This is a genomic window from Celeribacter marinus (assembly GCF_965656515.1).
GTDB classification, from domain to species: Bacteria; Pseudomonadota; Alphaproteobacteria; order Rhodobacterales; family Rhodobacteraceae; genus Celeribacter; species Celeribacter marinus_D.
The window spans coordinates 1-21,394 of record NZ_CBFHKW010000009.1 but is presented as its reverse complement, the minus strand read 5'-3'; the positions used below and the strand labels follow the sequence as shown (position 1 = coordinate 21,394).

Annotated in this window: 18 protein-coding genes; 10 read left to right on the top strand and 8 right to left on the bottom strand. The window is 56.0% G+C overall.

Annotation, left to right across the window (positions count from 1 at the left end; translation table 11 throughout):
- Positions 1-16: 16 nt before the first annotated feature.
- From ACTG34_RS03585 to ACTG34_RS03570, 4 genes are all read right to left on the bottom strand, one after another.
- Positions 17-1,654 carry an alpha-amylase family glycosyl hydrolase gene (locus ACTG34_RS03585; RefSeq protein WP_439103645.1) on the bottom strand — a complete coding sequence of 546 codons (1,638 nt, stop codon included), beginning with the start codon at positions 1,652-1,654 and terminating at the stop codon, positions 17-19.
- Positions 1,655-1,696: 42 nt separating this feature from the next.
- Positions 1,697-2,839, bottom strand: coding sequence for a carbohydrate ABC transporter permease (locus ACTG34_RS03580; protein ID WP_342842215.1), 1,143 nt, complete (start codon positions 2,837-2,839; stop codon positions 1,697-1,699).
- A gap of 18 nt (positions 2,840-2,857) precedes the next feature.
- Entirely contained in the window at positions 2,858-3,859 is a 1,002-nt protein-coding gene (locus tag ACTG34_RS03575) for a carbohydrate ABC transporter permease (RefSeq protein WP_439103644.1), read from the bottom strand.
- A 200-nt stretch (positions 3,860-4,059) separates the two neighbouring features.
- Positions 4,060-5,343, bottom strand: coding sequence for an ABC transporter substrate-binding protein (locus tag ACTG34_RS03570; protein WP_439103643.1), 1,284 nt, complete (start codon positions 5,341-5,343; stop codon positions 4,060-4,062).
- 302 nt (positions 5,344-5,645) lie between these two features.
- On the opposite strand from ACTG34_RS03570, the gene ACTG34_RS03565 reads away from it, so the two are divergent.
- The 10 genes from ACTG34_RS03565 to ACTG34_RS03520 all read left to right on the top strand — a co-directional run bounded on the left by ACTG34_RS03565 (position 5,646) and on the right by ACTG34_RS03520 (position 14,533).
- Complete coding sequence (locus ACTG34_RS03565) at positions 5,646-6,677, top strand: substrate-binding domain-containing protein (protein WP_439103642.1); 1,032 nt, start codon at positions 5,646-5,648, stop codon at positions 6,675-6,677.
- Positions 6,678-6,837: 160 nt separating this feature from the next.
- Positions 6,838-8,184, top strand: a complete 1,347-nt coding sequence (locus ACTG34_RS03560) for a GH1 family beta-glucosidase (protein ID WP_439103641.1) — start codon at positions 6,838-6,840, stop codon at positions 8,182-8,184.
- Positions 8,185-8,189: 5 nt separating this feature from the next.
- On the top strand, positions 8,190-9,167 hold the full coding sequence (locus tag ACTG34_RS03555) for a glucokinase (protein WP_439103640.1): 978 nt from the start codon (positions 8,190-8,192) through the stop codon (positions 9,165-9,167).
- Positions 9,168-9,348: 181 nt separating this feature from the next.
- On the top strand, positions 9,349-9,630 hold the full coding sequence (locus tag ACTG34_RS03550) for an STAS domain-containing protein (RefSeq protein ID WP_439103639.1): 282 nt from the start codon (positions 9,349-9,351) through the stop codon (positions 9,628-9,630).
- A complete protein-coding gene (locus ACTG34_RS03545) occupies positions 9,627-9,992 on the top strand; it encodes a response regulator (protein WP_439103638.1) in 366 nt (121 codons plus the stop codon). The genes ACTG34_RS03550 and ACTG34_RS03545 overlap by 4 nt, the downstream gene beginning before the upstream one ends.
- A gap of 11 nt (positions 9,993-10,003) precedes the next feature.
- Positions 10,004-12,373 carry a chemotaxis protein CheA gene (locus ACTG34_RS03540; RefSeq protein WP_439103637.1) on the top strand — a complete coding sequence of 790 codons (2,370 nt, stop codon included), beginning with the start codon at positions 10,004-10,006 and terminating at the stop codon, positions 12,371-12,373.
- 4 nt (positions 12,374-12,377) lie between these two features.
- A complete protein-coding gene (locus ACTG34_RS03535; RefSeq protein WP_062215672.1) occupies positions 12,378-12,845 on the top strand; it encodes a chemotaxis protein CheW in 468 nt (155 codons plus the stop codon).
- Positions 12,842-13,714 (top strand): CheR family methyltransferase, encoded by an 873-nt coding sequence (locus ACTG34_RS03530; RefSeq protein ID WP_439103636.1) that lies wholly within the window; start codon positions 12,842-12,844, stop codon positions 13,712-13,714. Before ACTG34_RS03535 ends, ACTG34_RS03530 begins: the two co-directional genes overlap by 4 nt.
- Before the next feature lie 37 nt (positions 13,715-13,751).
- Positions 13,752-14,138 carry a response regulator gene (locus ACTG34_RS03525; protein ID WP_439103635.1) on the top strand — a complete coding sequence of 129 codons (387 nt, stop codon included), beginning with the start codon at positions 13,752-13,754 and terminating at the stop codon, positions 14,136-14,138.
- A gap of 50 nt (positions 14,139-14,188) precedes the next feature.
- Positions 14,189-14,533: a hypothetical protein gene (locus ACTG34_RS03520; RefSeq protein ID WP_439103634.1), complete on the top strand. Its 345-nt coding sequence runs from the start codon at positions 14,189-14,191 to the stop codon at positions 14,531-14,533.
- A 214-nt stretch (positions 14,534-14,747) separates the two neighbouring features.
- Here the strand turns inward: ACTG34_RS03520 and ACTG34_RS03515 are convergent, their stop codons facing one another.
- The 4 genes from ACTG34_RS03515 to ACTG34_RS03500 all read right to left on the bottom strand — a co-directional run bounded on the left by ACTG34_RS03515 (position 14,748) and on the right by ACTG34_RS03500 (position 21,337).
- Positions 14,748-15,125: a chemotaxis protein CheD gene (locus tag ACTG34_RS03515; protein WP_439103633.1), complete on the bottom strand. Its 378-nt coding sequence runs from the start codon at positions 15,123-15,125 to the stop codon at positions 14,748-14,750.
- Positions 15,126-15,277: 152 nt separating this feature from the next.
- A complete protein-coding gene (gene cheB / locus ACTG34_RS03510) occupies positions 15,278-16,363 on the bottom strand; it encodes a chemotaxis-specific protein-glutamate methyltransferase CheB (protein WP_439103632.1) in 1,086 nt (361 codons plus the stop codon).
- A 21-nt stretch (positions 16,364-16,384) separates the two neighbouring features.
- Positions 16,385-19,522, bottom strand: coding sequence for a methyl-accepting chemotaxis protein (locus ACTG34_RS03505; protein ID WP_439103631.1), 3,138 nt, complete (start codon positions 19,520-19,522; stop codon positions 16,385-16,387).
- A 291-nt stretch (positions 19,523-19,813) separates the two neighbouring features.
- Positions 19,814-21,337 carry an aldehyde dehydrogenase (NADP(+)) gene (locus ACTG34_RS03500; protein ID WP_439103630.1) on the bottom strand — a complete coding sequence of 508 codons (1,524 nt, stop codon included), beginning with the start codon at positions 21,335-21,337 and terminating at the stop codon, positions 19,814-19,816.
- Between the last annotated feature and the right edge of the window lie 57 nt (positions 21,338-21,394).

Here is a 21,394-nt window from a genome sequence, read left to right as displayed (position 1 = left end):
GTGTTTTCCTCCCAGATCACCCATGCTCACGCAGCATGATGCAGGGCTGCCAAGGCCCAAGATGAATTTTACCGTCTTCCATTGGAGAAGCGGAGTTCAGTTCGCCGCCGACCGCATGCCATTTGCCTGCGGGTGTCTCGATCGTTGCGGGGCTATCGGTCAGGTTAAAGGCGCAAAACAGCTCCTCATCACCCTGTTGCCGTGTAAAGACCAAACAGCCGTCCTCAACCCGCATACCCTCTTGGGTGCCGACCTTGAGTGCTGCGTGAGTATGACGGAACGCAATGGCACGGCGGTAATGATGCACGAGCGATGTCGGATCATCCTCTGCGGCATTAACCGACATATTCACGTGCTCGGACGGCACGGGCAACCATGTCTTGGTCGCCGCCGAAAACCCGCCATTGTGGTTGGATTTTTCCCACACCATCGGCGTGCGACAGCCGTCGCGCCCCTTGAATTCAGGCCAGAATTGGATGCCGTAAGGGTCTTGTAGGTCGTCAAAGGCGATCTCCGCCTCTGGCAAGCCAAGTTCCTCACCCTGATAGATACAGGCCGATCCACGCAGACACATCATCAGCGTTGTAAAGGCTCGCGCCGCCGCAGGAGTCAAATTCCATCGCGACACGTGGCGTTGCACATCGTGGTTGGAATAGGCCCAACACGCCCACCCGTCTGCGGCCACGGCGTCGACACTGTCCATCACCTCTTTGATATAGGCGGCATCGGGCGTGTCGCCGGACAGCAGTTCGAACGCATAGCACATGTGCATGAGATCCTTACCGGCGGTGTATTCGCCCATGATCTCCAAACCACGTTGCTCGTCACCCACTTCGCCAACAGCGGCTGCATTATACGGCTCCATCACCGCGCGCAATTTGCGCAAGAACTCTAGGTTCTCGGGACGCGATTTGTCGTAAAGGTGCTCTTGCCAGTTGTAGGGATTGACGGCGGGAGCCGTTTTTGACGACCGCGCTTCGGCGGGCAATCCTGGATTATCGCGTAGCGCGGCATCATGGGTGTAAAAGTTGATGGTATCAAGGCGGAACCCGTCCACACCGCGCTCCAACCAAAAGCGGCTCACGTCCAAAAGCGCCTCTTGGACCTGGGGTTCGTGAAAGTTCAGATCGGGTTGCGAAGTCAGGAAGTTGTGTAGAAAATACTGCATCCGCCCCGCATCCCATTGCCATGCAGACCCGCCAAAGATCGACAGCCAGTTGTTGGGTGGTGTTCCGTCTTGTTTAGCATCGGCCCAAACGTACCAATTGGATTTGGCGTTGTCATGGGACGCACGGCTTTCCTTGAACCACGGGTGTTGATCCGAGGTGTGCGAGAGCACCAGATCGATCATCACCTTGACGCCGTATTGATGCGCCGTTTCGATCACCGCGTCGAAATCGGCAAGCGAGCCGAACATCGGATCAACATCGCAGTAATCCGACACGTCATAGCCGAAATCTTTCATCGGCGAGGTAAAGAACGGCGAAATCCAGATCGCATCGACGCCCAAGGACGCGATGTACGGCAGGCGTTGAACGATGCCCAACAGATCGCCGATGCCATCGCCATTGCTGTCTTGGAAAGAGCGCGGATAGATCTGATAGATCACAGCGCCACGCCACCAATCGGGATCACGAGTAAAAGTTTTTGGCATAGTCTGGGGTCCTGTGTGCACGTTCATTGTCGCTCTATTCTCTTATTTGACGGAGCCCGCGAGCAAGCCGCGAACAAGGTATTTTTGCATGGCAAAGAAAACGCCCAAAGGCACGGCAATGGAGACAAACGCGGCCGTGGCAAGGATTTCCCAATTGCCGCCGCGTGTTCCCAAAAGCTCGATGATCTGGCGCGTCATGATGGTGGTGTCGCCGGTGCTGTCGATGAGGAACACCAGACCGACCAAAAGGTCGTTCCACGTCCACAAGAACTGGAAAATGGCGAATGAGGCCAGCGCGGGAAAGGACAGCGGCAGAATGATCTTGGTGAAAATCTGAAACTCTGTCGCCCCGTCCACGCGGGCGTTCTCGATGATATCGCGGGGCAGCCCGACCATGTAGTTGCGCAGCAAATAGATGGCGAGCGGCATCCCGAACCCCGTATGCGCCAACCACACCCCAAGGTAGCCTTTGCCAATGCCAAGGCTGAGGTGCAATTTGAGCAACGGGATCAACGCCAGTTGCAAGGGCACAACAAGCAAGGCCACGACAAACGCGACAAGCAATGCGCGCCCCGGAAAGTCCATCCACGCAAGCGCATAGGCCGCAAAGGCCGCGATCAGGATCGGGATGATCGTGGCGGGAATGGTCACGGTCAGGGTGTTGAAAAACGCCTTTGCCATGTTTTGCGAGGTGGACGGCGAGAACAACATCTCGTCGTAATTGTCCAAAGTGAACTCGGGCGGTGTCTCGGCGGTGGTGAACACACGCGGCAAACGCTCCCCCTCCATCGACGTAGGCGATGTCAGGCGAAAATCACCCGCAACATCCACGGTAACGGTCCAGCCGTCTTTCAATTCGGCCACATCGCCGGGCGCAAAGGCCTCGGGGTCGCGCGACGAGGTGCCCCATGCGGAAATGGTCGCATCCGTGGCGGGGAACAGATCGCCCTCGATCACATAGAACGGTCCGTCCTGAACCTCATCGCCCTCAAGGCGGATCGCTGGGTTCTGGCTCTCTTGGGTAAATAATGACGCCCACCACCCCGACGAATAAATCTGATCGGCGGTGCGAAATGACGAAACCAAAAGGCCAAGCGTTGGAAACACCCAAAGCAACACAAGGGCCGCAACCGAGATGTGAACAGCCCAGGTGAGCGATGACTTAGATCCTGCGATATTATCCATAATCTCTCCCCCGCGCGATTAGCGCATTTCCCGACGTGCGTTGACGACATTCCACACCAAAATCGGTGTTACGAGCAGCATGATGACCATCGCCGCCGCCGATCCCACGCCCCAATCACTGGCGCGAAACAGCTTGTCGTACATGTAGTTGGCCAACACCTGTGTCTCCCACTGACCGTTGGTCATGGCGTAGACGATATCGAATACCTTGAGCACGGTGATGGTGATGGTGGTCCAAACGACCATGATCGTCCCCATCATTTGCGGGATTTTGATCTTAAAGAAAATCTGGAACGGCCCTGCCCCGTCGATGATCGCAGCCTCGATGGTTTCCTCTGGGATCCCCCGCAACGCCGCCGACAGGATCACCATGGCAAACCCCGTCTGGATCCAGATCAGAACGGCCATCAAAAAGAAGTTGTTCCACAGCGGAATGGTCAGCCATTGTTGCGGATCGTTGCCTGTCACATACATGTAAACCGCGTTGAGCACACCGATCTGCTCGGCCTCGGGCGGGCGGGCATCATAGACCAGCTTCCAGATCACGGAGGCACCGACAAACGAAATCGCCATCGGCATAAAGATGATCGACTTGGCGATATTGCCCCATTTGATCCGGTCGGTGAGCTGTGCGACGATCAGACCAAAGATGGTCGACATGGCGGGCACAACGATGAGCCAGAGCATGTTGTTGCGGATGGCTTCCCAAAACTTTGCCTCGGACACCAGTTGGCGGTAGTTATCAAGGCCGACAAATGCCCCGTCCTGCGCCCGATCGGTCAGCGACAGGCGCAGCGTCTCGAACACGGGGTACGCGAGGTAGACCGACAGTACGAACATCGCAGGGAACAAGAACAGCCACGGACGAATGATATTGGCACGGTTGATATTGCGACCGGCATTTGGCCCGCGCGGCGGAAATAGCACCTTATCAATCAACAGGTTCGATGCGTAAAAGTAACTTACGCAAGCCCCGACCCCGACTACAATAGTCATCAGTCCTTGAAGTGCTGGATGCATGTCCATTCCCCTCCCAAAAGGATCGCTTGGTCATCACGCCGCGTTTAACGATTTCTAACGGTGCGCATTAAGTTATGGCTGTCACGCGAAGAGAGCCGATGGCCCGCTCTCTACGGATAGCAACTTGAAAAAGTATGTTCGCGTTTTGGAAAACGGGCAACCCGAGACGCGCTCGGATTGCCCAAAAGCTCTAAAGGCTCTTACTTGAGAGCGTCCCAAGAGGACTGGATTTCGTCAGCGACAGCTTGGGCATCTTTGCCGCCTGTGTAGTCAACCATGCCTGTCCAGAACGACCCTGCGCCTACGCCACCGGGCATAAGGTCGGACCCGTCAAAGCGGAACGTTGTCGCGTTGAGCAAGATGTCGTTCATCGCGCGTGCCGTGTCGGAGGAGAACTTCGACGTGTCCACACCTTTATGCGGTGTGAGGAAGCCACCTTCGGCCATCCACAGCTCGTGTGCTGCCGGATCCTCGAGGAACTCGATCAAAGCATGCGCACCCTCGGATTCGTTGGTGATCGCAAAGAGCGTACCAGCGCCGAGAACGGGCTTGCCGAGATCTTTTTCAGCGTAAGCAGGGAAGTAGAAGAAGTCGGCATCCACACCCATTTCCGTGCCTTCAGGGAAGAACGCAGGGATAAAGGACGCCTGACGGTGCATGTAGCACTGGGGCGGGCTGTCAAACAGGCCTTTGGGGCTGTCACGGAAGTCTGTGGTTGCAACCGCACCTGCGCCACCGGCGACATAGGCGTCATTGCGTGCGAACCAACCGAAATCTTCGATGGCAGCGACCACTTTAGGATCGTTGAACTTCAGATCGTTTGCGACCCATGCATCATAATCCGCAGGGGACTGTGTGCGCAGCATCAAATCTTCGACCCAGTCGGTTGCTGGCCAACCTGTAGCCGCTCCGGAACCCAGACCGATACACCATGGTGTCTCACCGTTTGCAGTGATTTCTTCGGTCAGCGCCTTGAGCTCTTCCATCGTTGTTGGAACGGCGTAGCCACCATCCTCGAACGTTTCGGGTGAGTACCAAACGAGGGATTTCAGGTCGGCGCGAAAGAACATGCCGTAGTGGTGGTCTGCACCCTCTTTGTCGGCAAAGGTCGCCAGATCAACCCACGACTGACCTGCCGCGTAGTTCTCCTTAACCCACTCACCCACTTCGGGCTTGAGCGGTGTCAAAAAGCCGCGCGATGCCATGTCAGCGGCCAAACCGGGCTGTGGGAACACAGCAACGTTTGGCGCGGAGCCGGCTTCAGCGTCGATCACGATTTGCTGCTCGAAGCTATCGGAGCCAACGTATTTGACTTCCGCACCTGTCTTTTCTTCGAAGATATCAAAGATTTTCGCGATGGTTTCGGATTCAGGGCTGAGCCATGGACCCGCAACTGTAATCACTTGGCCGGACAAGTCCTGCGCGGACGCGGCCCCGATGGAGAGTGCGGCAACAGCGGCACCCGTCAAAAGATATGTCTTCATGTAAACCTCCCAGTTTGTACCAGACATTGGTATCGATCACGCGGCGCAGCGAGACATGGAATCAACATTTTGATCCACCCCTCAAAGCGCTTTGGATGCCTTAGACTGATTTAAACTTCCCGCCCTGTCAATGATGTTAGCGCACCCGCAAATGCAAAGACCTCACGTAATCGATTATGCCGCAGCGCGGCAGATCATATGACAGCATCCCTGACGTAAAGGATGGACTAAACCTTTGCCATCAAATGGGAAACACACTAGCGTAGGGAGACTTTCACACGAAACGAAGGCGGTTAATCCCCATGAATCTTAAGACACTTTCGGACATTTTAGGCCTGTCTCAAACCACTGTGAGTCGCGCCCTTAATGGCTATCCCGAAGTGTCGGAAGCCACCCGCGAGCGGGTGCGCAAAGCGGCCGACCAACACAACTACGCCCCAAACAATCGCGCCCGATCCCTTGCCACGGGGCGCACCCACGCGGTCGGTCACGTAATCCCCGTCTCGACCGAACACGAAGTGGTCAATCCCGTCTTTACCGACTTCATTGCAGGGGCGTCCGAGATTTATTCGCGCGAGAATTATGACATGCACCTCAAGATCGTCCCAGACGCTCTAGAGGAGCAAACCTACCGCGACATCGCCCTCAAAGGGTCCGTCGACGCGGTGATTATCCACGGACCAAAAGACAACGACAAACGCATTGAATTGTTGCGCAGCATAGGCATGCCGTTTGTTGTGCATGGGCGCTCTAGCGGGGAGGGAGAGGACGATTATTCGTGGGTCGATGTGAACAACGCCCGCGCGTTCGAACGCGCGACAGACTTCCTTCTTGACCTTGGACACACCCGCATTTCACTCCTTAATGGATTGGAAACAATGGATTTTGCGACACGCCGCCGCCAAGGCTATTCCAAAGCGCTCGCCGCGCGCAACGTCCCTGAAGACGCCTCGATTTGCCGCTCGTCCGAGATGACCGAAGAGTTCGGATTCAATGCGGCCCGCGCGCTTTTGGCCCAAGACAATCCGCCCACGGCGTTTTTGGCCTCGTCGATTATTATCGGAATTGGCGTGCGCCGCGCCTGCGACGACGCCGGCCTCAAACTGGGTCGTGACGTGTCCTTGGTGATCCATGATGACGATCTATCCTACCTGCGCAATGGCACGAGCGAGCCGATTTACACCGCCACGCGGTCCTCTGTTCGCCACGCGGGGCGCATCTGTGCAGAGATGCTGATGACGCAGATCAATGACCCGAATGCGCCACATGAGCACCGTATGCTAGACGCCGAATTGATCATCGGCCACACCCACGGCCCCGCCCCCAAAGCCTGAACGCGGACCGCAAACAACACATGTACTCCAAAGCGCTTTGGTATTGTCAAATCAGGTGTGTAATCGTTATAGATATCTCCTAAAGCACGCTTACGCCTTAAAACAGAACACTAGGCATACATTGTTGAAAGCGCAGCCATAGCCCAAAGGGAGCACGACCATGACCCAATCGCCCAAATTGACGCGCGCAGATTTTCCCGAGGGTTTCACCTTTGGTGCGGCCACGGCCGCCTATCAAATCGAGGGCCACGGCTTTGGCGGCGCGGGGCCGACCCATTGGGACACCTTTGCTGCCACCCCCGGCAATGTGATCCGCTCCGAGGATGGCGCACGTGCCTGTGACCACTATCACCGCTACGCCGACGATTTCGACCTCTTGAAATCGGGCAATTTTGACGCCTACCGCTTTTCAACCTCATGGGCGCGCGTGTTGCCCGAGGGGCGTGGACAGGTGAACCAAGAGGGCTTGGACTACTATGACCGCCTCACCGATGCGCTGTTGGAGCGCGGGCTGAAGCCCTATCAAACGCTCTATCACTGGGAAATGCCCGCCGCCCTGTCCGATCTGGGCGGCTGGACCAACCCCGATGTGCACAACTGGTTTGGCGATTACGTCGAGATCATCGACGAGCGCATTGGCGACCGGATGGAGGCGATTGCCACCATCAACGAGCCGTGGTGCGTGGCCTACCTGTCGCATTTCCTTGGCATTCATGCCCCCGGCACCCGCGACATCCGCGCCGCATCCCGCGCGATGCACCACATCCTAAAGGCCCATGGCGAGGCGATGACGCGCCTACGCGCACGTGGTCGCGACAACCTTGGTATTGTGCTCAACTTTGACTACGCCGTGCCCGCCACTGAAAGCGACGAGGACGCCCGCGCCGCCGCTACGGCCGACGCCGTATTCAACCGCTGGTTCATCGAGGCGATTACCAAAGGCACCTACCCCGCAGAGGCGCTTGAGGGCTTTGGGGCCCATATGCCGCACGGATGGGAGGACGACCTCAAAACCCATATCCATCAACCGCTCGACTGGCTTGGGGTCAATTATTACACCCGCAACCACCACGCCCATGATCCCGCAGCGACCGCGTGGCCCTTTGCCAAAGGCGTCAAGGGCCACCTTGCGACCACGCAGATGGGATGGGAAATTTTCCCAGAGGGGCTTCGTCATTTCATCACCCGCATGGCGAAAGAGTACGTGGGCGATCTACCGATTTATGTCACAGAGAACGGCATGGCGTGGGATGACCGCAAAATCAACGGCGCGGTCAACGATCCCGAGCGCTGTGATTTCATCCAAGGGCACATGGCCGCAATGAGGCAATCCATCGCGGATGGTGCCAATCTCAAAGGCTTCTTTTACTGGTCGCTGATGGACAACTACGAATGGGCAGAAGGCTATGAAAAACGCTTCGGAATCGTACATGTTGATTTCGACACCTTGCAGCGCACGCCAAAAGCCTCTTATCACATGCTCAAAGATATTCTCGCCAAAGGTTGATCCCGATGAGTAAGCACCCTGCAAATACCCTCTCTCTTGTGGCTGACATTGGCGGCACAAATACCCGCGTGGCCTTGGCCGATGGCACCACATTGTTGCCAGAGACCGTACGGCGCTATTCCAACCGCAAATTCCCCGGCCTTGAAAGCGTCTTGCGCCAATACATCGCCGAAGAAGACAACGTTGATTGCAAAGGGGCCTGTGTCGCCGTGGCGGGCCCCGTGCGCGACGGGGTTGGCACCATGACCAACCTTGACTGGGCGATCGACAAAGACACACTGCGCCGCGCCGCACATGCCGAACACGTGGCCATACTGAACGACCTTCAGGCGCAGGGACACGCGCTTGGCTTTGTCGCGCCAGAAAACATTCGCACCATTGTAGATGACGCGCCGACCCCATCGCCAAATGCGGTGCGCATGGTCATCGGCGTTGGAACCGGCTTTAACGCGGCCCCCGTGTTCGAGACTGAAATGGGGCGTTTCGTGGCCCCGTCCGAATGCGGCCACGCCAACTTGCCAATCCGCAACGAAGATGAATTGGCCCTATGCCAGTTTGTCGAGACCGCGCATGGCTTTCCCGCCGTAGAGGACGTGCTGTCCGGGCGCGGTTTGGAGCGGGTTTACCTGTTCTTGGGTCAACGCGATGGCGATCCACGCGAAAAATCCGCCGCCGACATTATGGCCGCCGTTGAGGCGGGCGACGATCCGCGCGCGGACGCCACCGCGCAGCTATTTGTGAAAATCCTTGGCACCGTGGCGGGCAACCTGTCGTTGATCCAATTGCCGTTTGGTGGCGTGTATCTGGTGGGCGGCGTAGCGCGCGCCATCACGCCCTATCTTGACCGATTTGATTTTGCAGACGCGTTTCGCGACAAGGGACGGTTTGCCGGCTTTATGAAAAACTTCTCGGTTTCCGTGATTGAGGACGATTATGCCGCTCTCACAGGCTGCGCCTCGCATTTGGTTCATGTCATGCGCTAGGTTGGCGCACCTTTATCAAGACCATAATCGCGCTGCGTGTAAACGTGGTGCGATTTTTTTGTGCCAAATCGGTCCAGACGTAACTTCGTCTTAACTCCCTACACCGTACACCGATGTCTAAGACGGACTTTTATGGAGTTTTTGACATGGTTGCAGCACACCCAGAACAGGATGGACAGGTATGAGCGCGATCCTCGCCCTGCCCCAACGCCTTGACTATCAATCCTTGCCCTCGTTGCTGGATGAACTGAAAGCGGCGTCTGATGACACCCTTGTTCTTGATGCACAAGAGTTGCGGCATTTGGGAACGTTGTCCCTACAAACCATTCTATCGGCCATAAAAACACGGTCCGAGGCAGGTAAAACAACGCGTTTCGTCAACGCAAACGATGCCTGTATCGACATGCTGAGCCTGTTTGGCTTTACCCCCGAAACCTTATCTCAACCGGAGGCCTGGACATGAGCCTTGAAGTTCTTGCTGTCGATGACAGCCGCACAATGCGCGATATGCTCAATCTTGCACTATCATCTGCGGGATTTACCGCACATCTCGCCGAAGACGGGATGCACGGGCTCGAAGTGCTCGAAGACATCGAACCTGATGTAATCATCACCGATATCAACATGCCCCGTCTCGACGGCTTCGGATTTATCGACGCCGTGCGCTCCGAAGAGAAGTGGCGTCGTATCCCGATCCTTGTCCTCACAACGGAAAGTGCGGACGAACTCAAGGCCAAAGCACGCGCCGCAGGGGCGACAGGGTGGATCGTCAAACCCTTTGATCCTGCCAAGCTTGTCAAAGCTCTTCAAATGGTTGCTGGCTGAGAGGAATCCCCATGTCCGACCCGATGGCAGAAATACGCGCGTCCTTCTTTGTCGAATGCGAAGAACTTCTAGAAAGCCTCAACGACGGCCTTCAGATGATGGACGACGGCGCGACGGACTCAGAGACAATCAATGTCGTGTTCCGCGCTGTGCACTCGATCAAAGGCGGGGCCGGTGCCTTTGGCCTTGACGACCTTGTGCGCTTTGCCCACCAGTTCGAGACGGCCATGGACGAGGTGCGCGCAGGCCGGTTCACTCCCGGCCCCGATGCAATCCGCTTGTTCTACGCGTGTACTGATATCCTTGGTGATTTAGTCCGTGCCGCCCGTGACGGGGAGGTCATTTCCGAGGACATCACCGGCCCCGCACTTGAAACCCTGACACGCCTTGTCGGCATCCAAGAGGAAGTCGAAGAGGAGATTGAGTTCACCCCCGCGACGCTGTCGTTGGACCTCGATCTCGATTTTGATGCGCTCGACCTTAGTGCCGATCTGGGTGGCGACATGACCGATCCATTGCCGGACCTGTCCGATCTTGGTGCCCTTGAAGATACGGGTGCGGATCTCATATCCTCGCTACCCGCTCCCGCAAAAGGATTTCGCGTCTTTCTAAAGCCGGAAAACGCGCTCTATGCTTCGGGCAACGAACCGCTGTATCTGTTCCGCGCCCTACGCGATTTGGGCGATATTTCAATTACCTGCCACACAGATGCACTACCCGCCATCGGCATCATGGATCCCGAAGTTGGCTATATATCTTGGACGATTGAGGTCCACACCGACGAGCCAGAAACCGCTGTGGTCGACGTGTTCGAGTTCGTGGACGGGTTGTGCCAACTGAGCATCACACCATTGGACGCGCCGTTGGAGCACGCCGTCAGCGACGACACCCAAAGTGATGCAGACCAAGCTGACACCGCACCACACCCCGAGATGACGCACGAACTCCAAAACCTAGAGAATGACGGACTGCCTGTTGACACTGAGAGTTTGGACTCACCGCTCCTCGCATCGTTTGATATGCCGACCCTGGCGAACGATCCATTGATAAATGCCGCACCGATCCCCGAAGTTACCGCACCCGCGGAAGCTACAATTGCGCCGGCCACACCCGCAGCTTCCTTTGACGAGGACGCACAAGACGAACGCAAAACCTTGTCCGCGCCAACACAACCGCGCGCAACCGTGCGCGTTGATTTGGAGCGTATTGACCGATTGGTGAACCTTGTCGGCGAGTTGGTCATCAACCAAGCTATGTTGAGCCAATCCGTAGCCGAGGCCCATATTCCGCCAAACTCGCCCGTGAGTTCCGGCCTCGAAGAGTTCCTACAACTCACCCGCGACATCCAAGAATCCGTCATGATGATCCGTGCCCAGCCGATCAAATCGCTGTTTCAGCGGATGGGACGTATTGTGCGCGAATCATCAGCGTCTGTCGGAAAAGAGGTGCGGTTGACCACCATCGGTGAAAATACCGAGGTCGACAAAACCGTGATTGAACGCCTTGCCGATCCGCTGACCCACATGATTCGCAACGCCGTGGACCATGGCCTCGAAAAACCTGAGACGCGCACACAAAGCGGTAAATCCGCGATCGGCCACGTCACACTCTCTGCGCAACACCGCTCGGGGCGCATCGTCATTGAAATTTCCGATGATGGCGCCGGAATCAATCGCGAGCGTGTACGCGCCAAGGCCATTGAAAACGGCTTGATCCTTCCGGATGCGCAGTTGAGCGACAGCGACATCGATAACCTATTGTTTATGCCTGGCTTTTCCACAGCAAGCGAGATTTCCAATCTGTCAGGGCGCGGTGTCGGGATGGATGTGGTCAAAAGCGCGATCCAAGGACTGGGTGGGCGTATCGCAATCACATCTGTGGAGGGCAAAGGGACCACGTTCTCGATCTCCCTCCCACTGACACTCGCCGTTTTGGACGGCATGGTGGTGCGCGTCGAGAACGAAACAATTGTCGTTCCGCTCAACGCAATTTTGGAAACCCTGACGTTGACCGATGACGATCTTGAATCCCTAGGCCCGCAAAGTCATGTCGTGCAAATACGGGGTGGTTTTGTTCCGCTGCTCGATCTAGGGGCCGAACTTGGATACCGTGCGCCCGAACCGAGCTATGTAGGCCGTGTTGTCCTTTTGATCGGCCAAGAGGGCGGAAATCGCGCCGCCCTCGCCGTCGATGCTATCGAGGATCAACGCCAAGTGGTCATCAAAGGTTTGGAGGGTAGCTACGGCCGCATTCCGGGCATCGCCGCCGCAACCATTTTAGGCGACGGACAAATTGCACTCATTCTCGACCCTGGCGATTTGGTTGCTCAGGCCTCCGGCCGCACCAAATCGTCCACACAAACCCCAGCTCTGGTAGGTTAAGCTCATGACTGAAGATACTAAACACTCCGCCTCTGCGTCTATCGAGCTGCTGTCTTTCCGCGTCGGCGGACAAGACTATTCAGTAGACATCATGTCCGTGCGCGAAATTCGCGGGTCGGCAAAGGCCACGTCCCTGCCCCACGCTCCGGCGTTTGTGAAGGGGGTTATAAACTTACGCGGGACCGTGCTGCCCATCATTGATCTCGCGGCCCGTTTAGGTTTGGAAAACGAGGGCGACAATGACCGCAACGTGATCATCGTCGTCGATCTGGGCGGGCGCACCGCCGGCCTGATGGTTGATGCTGTGTCCGACATTCTGGCCATCCCGAACGAAGACCTACAAGCCCCCCCCGAAGTGTCCATCGACGATTCAAGGACATTTGTTTCCGCATTGACCGTTGTCGATAATCGCATGATCCGCGTGCTTGATCTCGATGCCGTCATGCCGCCTCCCGATGAGGAAGCCGCATGAACCAGATGGTGCCTGTTGCCCGCAAAGTAGCGATTGAAAGTGACATCTCCGATGCGGCTTACGCGCGCATCGTGGCGTTGTCTAAATCGCATGCGGGTATCGTGCTCTCCCCCTCCAAGGTGCCAATGGTCAAATCACGCCTGACGCGCCGGCTACGCGCGTTGGATATTTCGACGTTCGACGGCTACCTTGACTATCTCGAGAACACCGACAATCCGGACGAAATGAGCGCATTTATCTCCGCGCTGACCACCAACGTGACGCAGTTTTTCCGCGAAAATCATCATTTCGAGTATATAAAATCAACAGTCTACCCGAAACTAAAGGCGAAACTCGCACGCGGTGAAAAGGTCAGGATTTGGTCGGCCGGTTGTTCGAACGGTCAAGAGCCCTATTCTCTTGCCATGACATTCTTAGAATGTGATCCGTCGATTGGCGCGAAAGATTTTTTGATACTGGGATCCGATATTGATCCGTTGGTTTTGGAAACAGCACGTGCCGCAGTGTACGCCGAGAACTTGATTGCAGGCATTCCGCCTGCGGCTCTTGCCGCATCATTTACCACATCACAAACGGCGGATGGCTTATCGTATCACGTTACGGACGCTGTAAAATCGTTGGTGCGGTTTCGGCAACTCAACCTAAATGAGCCGTGGCCCATGCAAGGGGGGTTTGATCTCATCATTTGCAGAAACGTGATGATCTATTTCGATGAACCTACGCAATCGCGCCTTTTGTCTCGCTTTGCAGACAAACTCGATAAAGAGGGTTGGCTGATGATCGGTCACTCCGAACGCCTGCCTGACAATACAACATCATTATTCTCAAATGTCGGCATCACCACATATCAACGCGCTCAGACCAACTGACACCGTGTCGCACTAATAAAAAAAGGGTTTAAAAAAGATGGCACTTAGAGACCAGCTCCGGGTCATGGTCGTAGATGACATGTCGACCAGCCGTGGCCTCATCACGAATGCCCTCGACGGCTTCGGAATTCGCAACGTTGCAAGTGCATCGGATGGCGCATCCGCCTTGGCAAAGCTACAGGCAGCTCCCGTGCACCTCGTGATCTCCGACTACAACATGCCGGGGATGGATGGCCTGAAGTTATTACACGCATTGCGCACAAACCCACGATCTAAAGGGGTCGGATTCTTGCTTATTACCGGACGTGCGGACCGCGAAATTATCGAGATGGGAAAGAAATTGGGTATGAACAACTTTGTCAAAAAGCCATTCGATCCCATGACGCTCAAGAACGCAATTGAAGCGATTGTCGGGAAGTTGTGATGACGTTTCAACCAAAAATCATGACCCGCAGCGGACACAACGAAAGTGCTATGTCACTGTCGACACTGCATGCGCGCCTGCAAGATGAAATGTTGGCGTTGACGATGTTGGCCGCCGAAGTTCAAATTGCACTGGGTGCGACGTTGAAAAACGTAGAAAACCTGTCGCCATCGGTCCAGCGCAGCATGCAAGCGGTGGACCGGCTGCAACAAACTCTTGAGGACTTACAGGGTGTAATGGCACAACTCGCGCGACAAAACACCGGATCAACAGTCGACATATCTCCTCTGAAAGAGAGTATTCGCCTGCGCCATCTGGCCCACAAGCTGTTTGACGACATTGATGCGCCCTTTACGCTGTCGGAAGAAGATTCTGGAAACGTTGCGTGGTTCTGATGGGCGCGACATCGCCATGACTGCAACCGGTGCGTGACGCACATATCCGCCCGTGAAACATAGCGCGTGAAAGTATTTTTGATCTCTGGATCGTTCGTGTTTTGCGTCTAATTTTCCCAAACATCCAACGATGGACCAACATTACGGCACAAACGTTATCATAACAGCTCGAGCAAAAACCCCGTCCACTTTCGTGAACGGGGTTTTAACTAGCTCAGAATAGCTCAAGATCACTCGCTGTTGGTGGCGGTGGTGCCACTTCGTGTAGGTTGTGATCCGCGACCAACTTTTGGCGCGCATGCCCTGTAACGGGCTCGAATTCTATGCGCCGCGCACTTGTCCCGCCGAGACTTTGCCCAACACACGCAATTCCCTCTTTATCCAAGTAATCCAAGACAAATTGTCCATTGTCGCGCCCAACCGATGTGAGGCCTTTTCGCAATGCCGCGCCGCCAAACACCTTGGCCTGCAAATTGGAACGCCGCGCACCTTTTTGGATCAATCCGTTGATCAACAACTCCATGGCGTTGGCCCCATACGAGTCGGTGCCCCCATACCCTACAGCACCTTGTGGCAATAAAAAGTGGTTCATACCACCGACACGCGTTTGCGGGTCCCACAAACATGTCGCCACGCACGATCCCAATATTGTAGAAATAACGGTATTTTGCTCTGTCGAAACTGCGAATTCACCTTGGGTGATATACGTGCTTTTGGGGCGGCTTTTAGGAGATTGTAAATCCGTCATCTTGGTTTTGCTCCAACTGGAGTTTCCGCGGCCTTTAGCAACGCGTCACCAAACGCGTCCAAGTCGACCCATTGATCAACACCGTCCATTTCACCCGCCATCCGCGGCATCCCAAATACGACACAGCTTTCGCGCGATTGGCCCAGCGTGATGGCCCCCTTGGAGCGTAAGTTTGCCATACCTTCCGCGCCGTCACGCCCCATACCGGTGAGGATCCCTGCGACGATTTGATCGCCCAGATGACACGCGGATTGAAACATCGAATCTACGGATGGGCGGTGTCCAGACACCTTTGGTCCCTCGAACAATGACACGCGGCGTCCAAATCCGGGCTGCATGTTGAGATGATATGCGCCGCCTGGTGCAATCAAAACCTCCCCGTGGCGCAATTCATCCCCGTCCCGCGCCAAGCGGACAGTGGGGGCCACGATAGGATTTAGACGCGCGGCAAAACTGGCCAAAAACGGCTCGGGCATGTGTTGTGTGATTAAGGTTGGTGGGCAATCCGCCGGAAAACGCGCCAAAATCTGTTCGATGGCGTCGACGGCACCAGTTGATCCACCCAAGAGGCACATGCGTTGGAATTGTCTTCCGCTTTGGCTCACAGGGCGCGGCGGGGCCATTGATGTTGGTAGCTTGATGCGTGCATTTGCTGCCGCCACGAGAATATCGGCAAGCCCCGCAAACGGAGCGCCGCTTTGCCCGATCGTCGGCTTCTGGATACATTCCACCGCCCCTTTGGCGAGCGCTTCGATTGCGATTGCGCTGCCCGCCTTGGTCAAGGTCGACACCATCACCACAGGCATCGGGCGATGCCGCATCAACCGGTCGAGAAATTCGAGCCCCGACATAGACGGCATTTCGATATCTAGTGTCATTACGTGGGGTTGATGCGCGTTGACCGCATCACGAGCCTCACTCGCGCCTCCGGCCTCCGCCACAACTTCGATGCGGGGGTCGCGCTCAAGAACCGAGCGGATCAATCCACGCATGGTACGCGAATCGTCCACGATCAGCGTTCGAACCGGACCGGATGCCGCGGCAAGCGCGCGCTTTTCATATCTATTATCCTGTGCACTCACGGGCTCTCTACCTTTCAACTCTTAAAAGTCTTCCCAGCCGTCATCGGCAGGTGCACTTGGTGAGGGATGTGACGCCGACTGATTGACGGCGACTTTTTCCTGCGGCGCATATGTCGCGGGCGGCGGCGATGTAGGAGGGGCTACAGGCGCGGGCATGTTGACGATGGCCGCGGGCGCGCGACTTTGGCCAACCGCTCCAATCGAAAACCGCGATGTCGTGGCGTTCAAGTTCTCCGCCTCGCGCATCAAAGAATGTGATGCGGCAGTGGTTTGCTCGAACATGGCGGCGTTTTGTTGGGTCACTTGATCCAACTGGTTTACGGCCGCGTTGATTTCGGCGAGACCAGACGATTGTTCGCGCGACGAGACGGCGATTTCACTCACGTTGTGCGCGATCTCGGTCACGGACAACACGATCCCGCGCAGGGCCTCGCCCGTATCCCCGACCAAGCTCACGCCGCGTTTCACATGGGCACCCGATTTGGAGATCAAGTCGTTGATTTCACGCGCCGCTTCGGAGGAACGTTGCGCCAAGGCGCGCACCTCGGAGGCGACAACCGCGAACCCGCGCCCTGCTTCACCCGCGCGCGCGGCCTCGACGCCGGCATTGAGGGCCAACAGATTGGTTTGAAACGCGATATCATCAATTACGGATGTAATTTTGGAAATCTGGTTCGACGAGCTTTCAATTTCACTCATGGCTTGCACGGCTTCTTGAACCACATCTCCCGAGGCTTCTGCGTTGGATTTTGCGGTTTCGACCATTTCGCTGGCTTGGTTGGCTCCCTCGGATGCCGAGCGTACGGAAGACGTCAGCTCATCAAGTGCGGTGGCTGTCTCTTCCAATGTGGCGGCTTGTTTTTCGGTGCGCCGTGACAAATCGTCAGCCGCATTCGAAATTTCTGCGGCCTCGCCACGAATCATACCGGCGTTTTCCACCACACTTGCCATCGCTTCGAGTAGATTATCGACCGCGGAGTTGTAATCGGCGCGCAGGGTCTCGTATTCATCGCCAAACGCAACTGTCAGACGTGCGGTCAAATCGCCCTCTGCGAGTTTTTTCAAACCTATGCGAAGCCCATCGACAACTTGGTCTTGTGCCTTTTTCATCTCGGCCTGACGCGCATCAGCCTCTTTGAGCAACAGCTCGTTTTCCGTAATATCCGTACCCAACAAGATGACGCGGAACACATTGCCACTGCTGTCTTTTACGGGGCTGAACGTCCCCTCAAGGATCGACACGCGACCATCCTGACTCTCCAGTTTAAAACGGCCATGAATATTTTCGCCACCGAGAAGACGCTGCCAAACGGGGCCTTTTTCACGTGCAAGCTGGGGATCCCAATTAAAGAAATCCTGTTGTTTGCATCCCACCACACCGGTGTCAGAGTGGCCAACCATGCCAGCAAACAATGCGTTGGCGGAGCGAATTTTGCCATCTAAATCAAACTCGGCCTTGGCCTGTGTGTTGTTAAGTGTGTCAATCACAGCCTCGCTGGTACGGATCTCTGTGACATCTTTCCACTCCATCACACAGCCGATTTGTTTACCGTCCATATCGATCACGGAATTCACGTCGAGCGCAAAATAGACTTCGCCAACCTTCATGTCTGTTGAGAACGGCATTTTCGTGTGGTCAGCGAGAATGCGGCGGATGCGTTCGGGGTCTTCGTGAAATATATCAATATTTTTGCCAACTAGAGCGTCGGCGTCGAACCCTGCAAAGCGCTCGGAAAACGTACCCGAGTGTGCCGACATCAATGTGTGCACCGCTTCGTTCATGTGGGTGATGTTGAACTCCTGATCGATTATCATAAGGGCCGCTGATGAGCCTTCAAATGCCGATCCTTTGAATAGACCGTCTCGGGTGGCCTGTTCGGCGCGCCCCAATGCCTTACGAAAATCGTCCAAGGCCGAGGCGATACCGCCAATTTCGTCACCGCGGTCCGTGCCAGGCACCACAACATTGTAATCGCCATCCGACACGGTGCGCATTGCGGTGCCAACGTTGGTCAACGGTTTGGACACCGCCCGCGCAATCAACAACGACAAGGCGCCGACAACCGCGATCATAATCGCGCCCTGCCATAGCATTGTCCGGCCAAGATGTTTGGCAGGTGTCAGAATTTCGTCAATCGTTTGCTCGACAACCAGACCCCAAGTGACATCGTGAAATGAGATCGGCGCGTAGGATGCGAGGTGTTCGTGGACGTGGCCCGTATCCTCGTTCACTTCGGATTCACGCAACAAGCCTGACTGTCCGTCGACAGCATTTTTCGCTGACATAGTGTCCATTGCGGTGACCAAAAAATTATCGCCATTGCCAAGGCGCGGATCAGACCGCAGCAACATGTCAGATCCAACCAGGTAGGCATCTCCCGTCTCACCCAGGCCTGTCGGCCGCTGCATCACGCTATTGATACGGCCAGACGGCATTTGAAACGCGATGACTCCGCGCAGTGCTCCGCGGCGATCCAAAACGGGCGTTGCAACAAAGGACGCAGGCGCACCGTTAGAGGGCGCATAGGTTTGAAAATCGGCGAAATGTATTTCGGCGGCTTCGCTGGCGGTGACCTGCGTGGCGAGCGATTTTGAGACGACTTCGCCTAAACCCGAAGCGGCAAACGGTCCCTCGACGAAATTGGTCGCGAAATCACGTTCCTTGAACACCGAATAGATCAGGTCGCCGGTTGTATCGAAGACAAAGACATCATAGTAGCCTTGCTCCTCAACCAATTTACGAAAATATGAGTGATAAAGCTTGTGAACCTGACTGTAAGGACTGCCGTCCTCGGCGAAGTCCAAATAGTGTTTTTCGCCCAGCGGGTTCGGATTTTCATCAATATACCACGTATGAAGGTGCTCGGTCACGTTTCCCTCGATGGCGCCCCATGCTTCGTCAAAACCACGAATCGCGGACAAGACAGTCGGGTTTGACGCCTGAGAGCGGATATCTATATCAATCCCGTCCAACCAGCTTTGAAGCTCCATTGCGCGGGCTTCGGTAACGGTTTCGAGCATCTCCTCGGCCTCGACCAAGAGCGACTCAGAGGCGCGTTTATATGAAACATAGGTTGCGATTGTGATGGTCATCACCGACAGGGCGATCATGATCACAGGCAACTTAACGGCCAGTTTGATATTATTGATGAACTTCATATGTCGTCTCCTCGTGGCACACTCAGGGCTATAGAAATGGACGCTGAGAGGTGCCTAAAAGCTGTCAGCGGGTGAGCTTATAAAGCCCGATCTGACATGAGACATGACGGCAAGGAATGAAGATTCGTTTAAGTGTCACGCAGGACGTGTACTTATAGCCCAAAAAAATCATCCCACCATTCGCACCTGAATTGCGCGTGGATTGAGAAATCGGGGCGAGGACACACAAAACGCCCCGACAAATATCTATGTCGGGGCGTTTCAAATGTGGGACGCGAAAACGCCTGTGGCTTATACCAGATCGGTCGGCAAAACGCCCTCTGGGATGTTTTGGTAGCTTACTGGACGCAAGAAGCGACGAATGGCCATGGTGCCCACAGAGGTTGCGCCAAAGTTGGTCGAGGCCGGATATGGACCGCCGTGAACCATCGTATCGCAGACCTCAACACCAGTGGGAAAGCCGTTGGCCAAAATGCGACCTGCTTTGCGCTCAAGGATCGGCAAAAGCGTTTTGGCATCGTCCGCATCGGCGTCATCAAGGTGAATGGTACAGGTCAACTGACCCTGCAACGACATCGCCAATGCGCGCATTTCATCCATGTCTGACACGCGCACGATCAAGCCGAGCGGACCAAACACTTCTTCGCCAAGCACGTGATTTTCTAACCATTCCTTGCCCGTTGTCGCAAAGAGATATGGAGTGGCGTTGCGCAGATCACAGGTCGAAGTGAGCAGTTCCTGAACGCCCGCAGTGGCGGCGATTTGATCGCGCCCTGCACGGTATGCGGCGGCAATACCGTCAGTGAGCATGACCTGCGCGCCCATTGGGGCAAGCGCCTCGGTCGCGGCGGCGGTGAACGCATCGGCGTCAGGGCCGTCGATCACAACCGAAATGCCCGGATTGGTGCAAAACTGACCCGCGCCCATGGTGAGCGATCCCGCCCATCCCTTAGCGATTTCGGTGCCACGGTTTTTGAGCGCGTCAGGCATAAAGAACATCGGATTGACTGAGCCAAGTTCGCCAAAGAACGGGATCGGCTCGGGGCGCTGTGCGCACAGATCGAATAGCGCGCGACCGCCACCCAAGGATCCGGTAAAGCCTACCGCCTTGATCAATGGATGCTGCACAAGGGAGGTGCCAACATCGCGTTTTCCGCCTTGGATAAGGGAGAACACACCTGGGTGGATGCCGCAGGATTTGATTGCCGCATCAATGGCTTCGGCGATGATCTCGCCCGTACCAGGGTGGGCAGAGTGGCCTTTGACCACAACGGGACAACCCGCCGCGAGCGCCGCCGCTGTGTCGCCACCCGCGGTGGAAAAGGCCAGTGGGAAGTTGGACGCGCCGAACACGGCCACGGGACCGATCGGGCGCTGCATCATACGGATATCTGGACGTGGGAGAGGCGCACGGTCAGGCAACGCCTTGTCGTGGCGACGATCAAGGTAGTCCCCCGCAAGAATATGGGTTGCGAACAAGCGCAACTGACCCGTGGTCCGGCCCCGCTCGCCCTGAAGACGCGCTTCGGGGAGACCCGTTTCCTGACTGCCAATCTGGGTGATGGCCTCGGCGCGCGCTTCGATCTCGTCGGCAATCGCATTGAGGAACGCGGCGCGCTCGTCGCGGGTTGAATAACCAAAGGACCAAAACGCCTCTTCAGCGGCTTTTGCAGCCTGATCGACCAATGCGGGGGTACCCACGGAAAAGCTGTGCGCAGATCCTGTGGCGGGTTCGGACATAAACGTAGCCTCTGTGCCGATCCAGTCGCCACCAACAAAGTGCTTGCCGTGGGGTGTGAAAATATCAGTGCTCATGGGGCATCTCCAGTGATTTGCGCATATTCGAATTTATCGCAGAAAAAGACATGTTTG

Excerpts from the sequence above, each read along its gene's own strand:
- ACTG34_RS03570 (WP_439103643.1), bottom strand. The coding sequence starts at position 5,343 with ATGAAGACATATCTTTTGACGGGTGCCGCTGTTGCCGCACTCTCCATC.
- ACTG34_RS03515 (WP_439103633.1), bottom strand. The coding sequence starts at position 15,125 with ATGAACCACTTTTTATTGCCACAAGGTGCTGTAGGGTATGGGGGCACC.
- ACTG34_RS03580 (WP_342842215.1), bottom strand. The coding sequence starts at position 2,839 with ATGGATAATATCGCAGGATCTAAGTCATCGCTCACCTGGGCTGTTCAC.
- ACTG34_RS03535 (WP_062215672.1), top strand. The coding sequence starts at position 12,378 with ATGACTGAAGATACTAAACACTCCGCCTCTGCGTCTATCGAGCTGCTG.
- ACTG34_RS03550 (WP_439103639.1), top strand. The coding sequence starts at position 9,349 with ATGAGCGCGATCCTCGCCCTGCCCCAACGCCTTGACTATCAATCCTTG.
- ACTG34_RS03500 (WP_439103630.1), bottom strand. The coding sequence starts at position 21,337 with ATGAGCACTGATATTTTCACACCCCACGGCAAGCACTTTGTTGGTGGC.
- ACTG34_RS03575 (WP_439103644.1), bottom strand. The coding sequence starts at position 3,859 with ATGCATCCAGCACTTCAAGGACTGATGACTATTGTAGTCGGGGTCGGG.
- ACTG34_RS03545 (WP_439103638.1), top strand. The coding sequence starts at position 9,627 with ATGAGCCTTGAAGTTCTTGCTGTCGATGACAGCCGCACAATGCGCGAT.
- ACTG34_RS03555 (WP_439103640.1), top strand. The coding sequence starts at position 8,190 with ATGAGTAAGCACCCTGCAAATACCCTCTCTCTTGTGGCTGACATTGGC.
- ACTG34_RS03505 (WP_439103631.1), bottom strand. The coding sequence starts at position 19,522 with ATGAAGTTCATCAATAATATCAAACTGGCCGTTAAGTTGCCTGTGATC.
- ACTG34_RS03540 (WP_439103637.1), top strand. The coding sequence starts at position 10,004 with ATGTCCGACCCGATGGCAGAAATACGCGCGTCCTTCTTTGTCGAATGC.
- ACTG34_RS03560 (WP_439103641.1), top strand. The coding sequence starts at position 6,838 with ATGACCCAATCGCCCAAATTGACGCGCGCAGATTTTCCCGAGGGTTTC.
- ACTG34_RS03530 (WP_439103636.1), top strand. The coding sequence starts at position 12,842 with ATGAACCAGATGGTGCCTGTTGCCCGCAAAGTAGCGATTGAAAGTGAC.
- ACTG34_RS03565 (WP_439103642.1), top strand. The coding sequence starts at position 5,646 with ATGAATCTTAAGACACTTTCGGACATTTTAGGCCTGTCTCAAACCACT.
- ACTG34_RS03520 (WP_439103634.1), top strand. The coding sequence starts at position 14,189 with ATGTCACTGTCGACACTGCATGCGCGCCTGCAAGATGAAATGTTGGCG.
- ACTG34_RS03525 (WP_439103635.1), top strand. The coding sequence starts at position 13,752 with ATGGCACTTAGAGACCAGCTCCGGGTCATGGTCGTAGATGACATGTCG.
- ACTG34_RS03585 (WP_439103645.1), bottom strand. The coding sequence starts at position 1,654 with ATGCCAAAAACTTTTACTCGTGATCCCGATTGGTGGCGTGGCGCTGTG.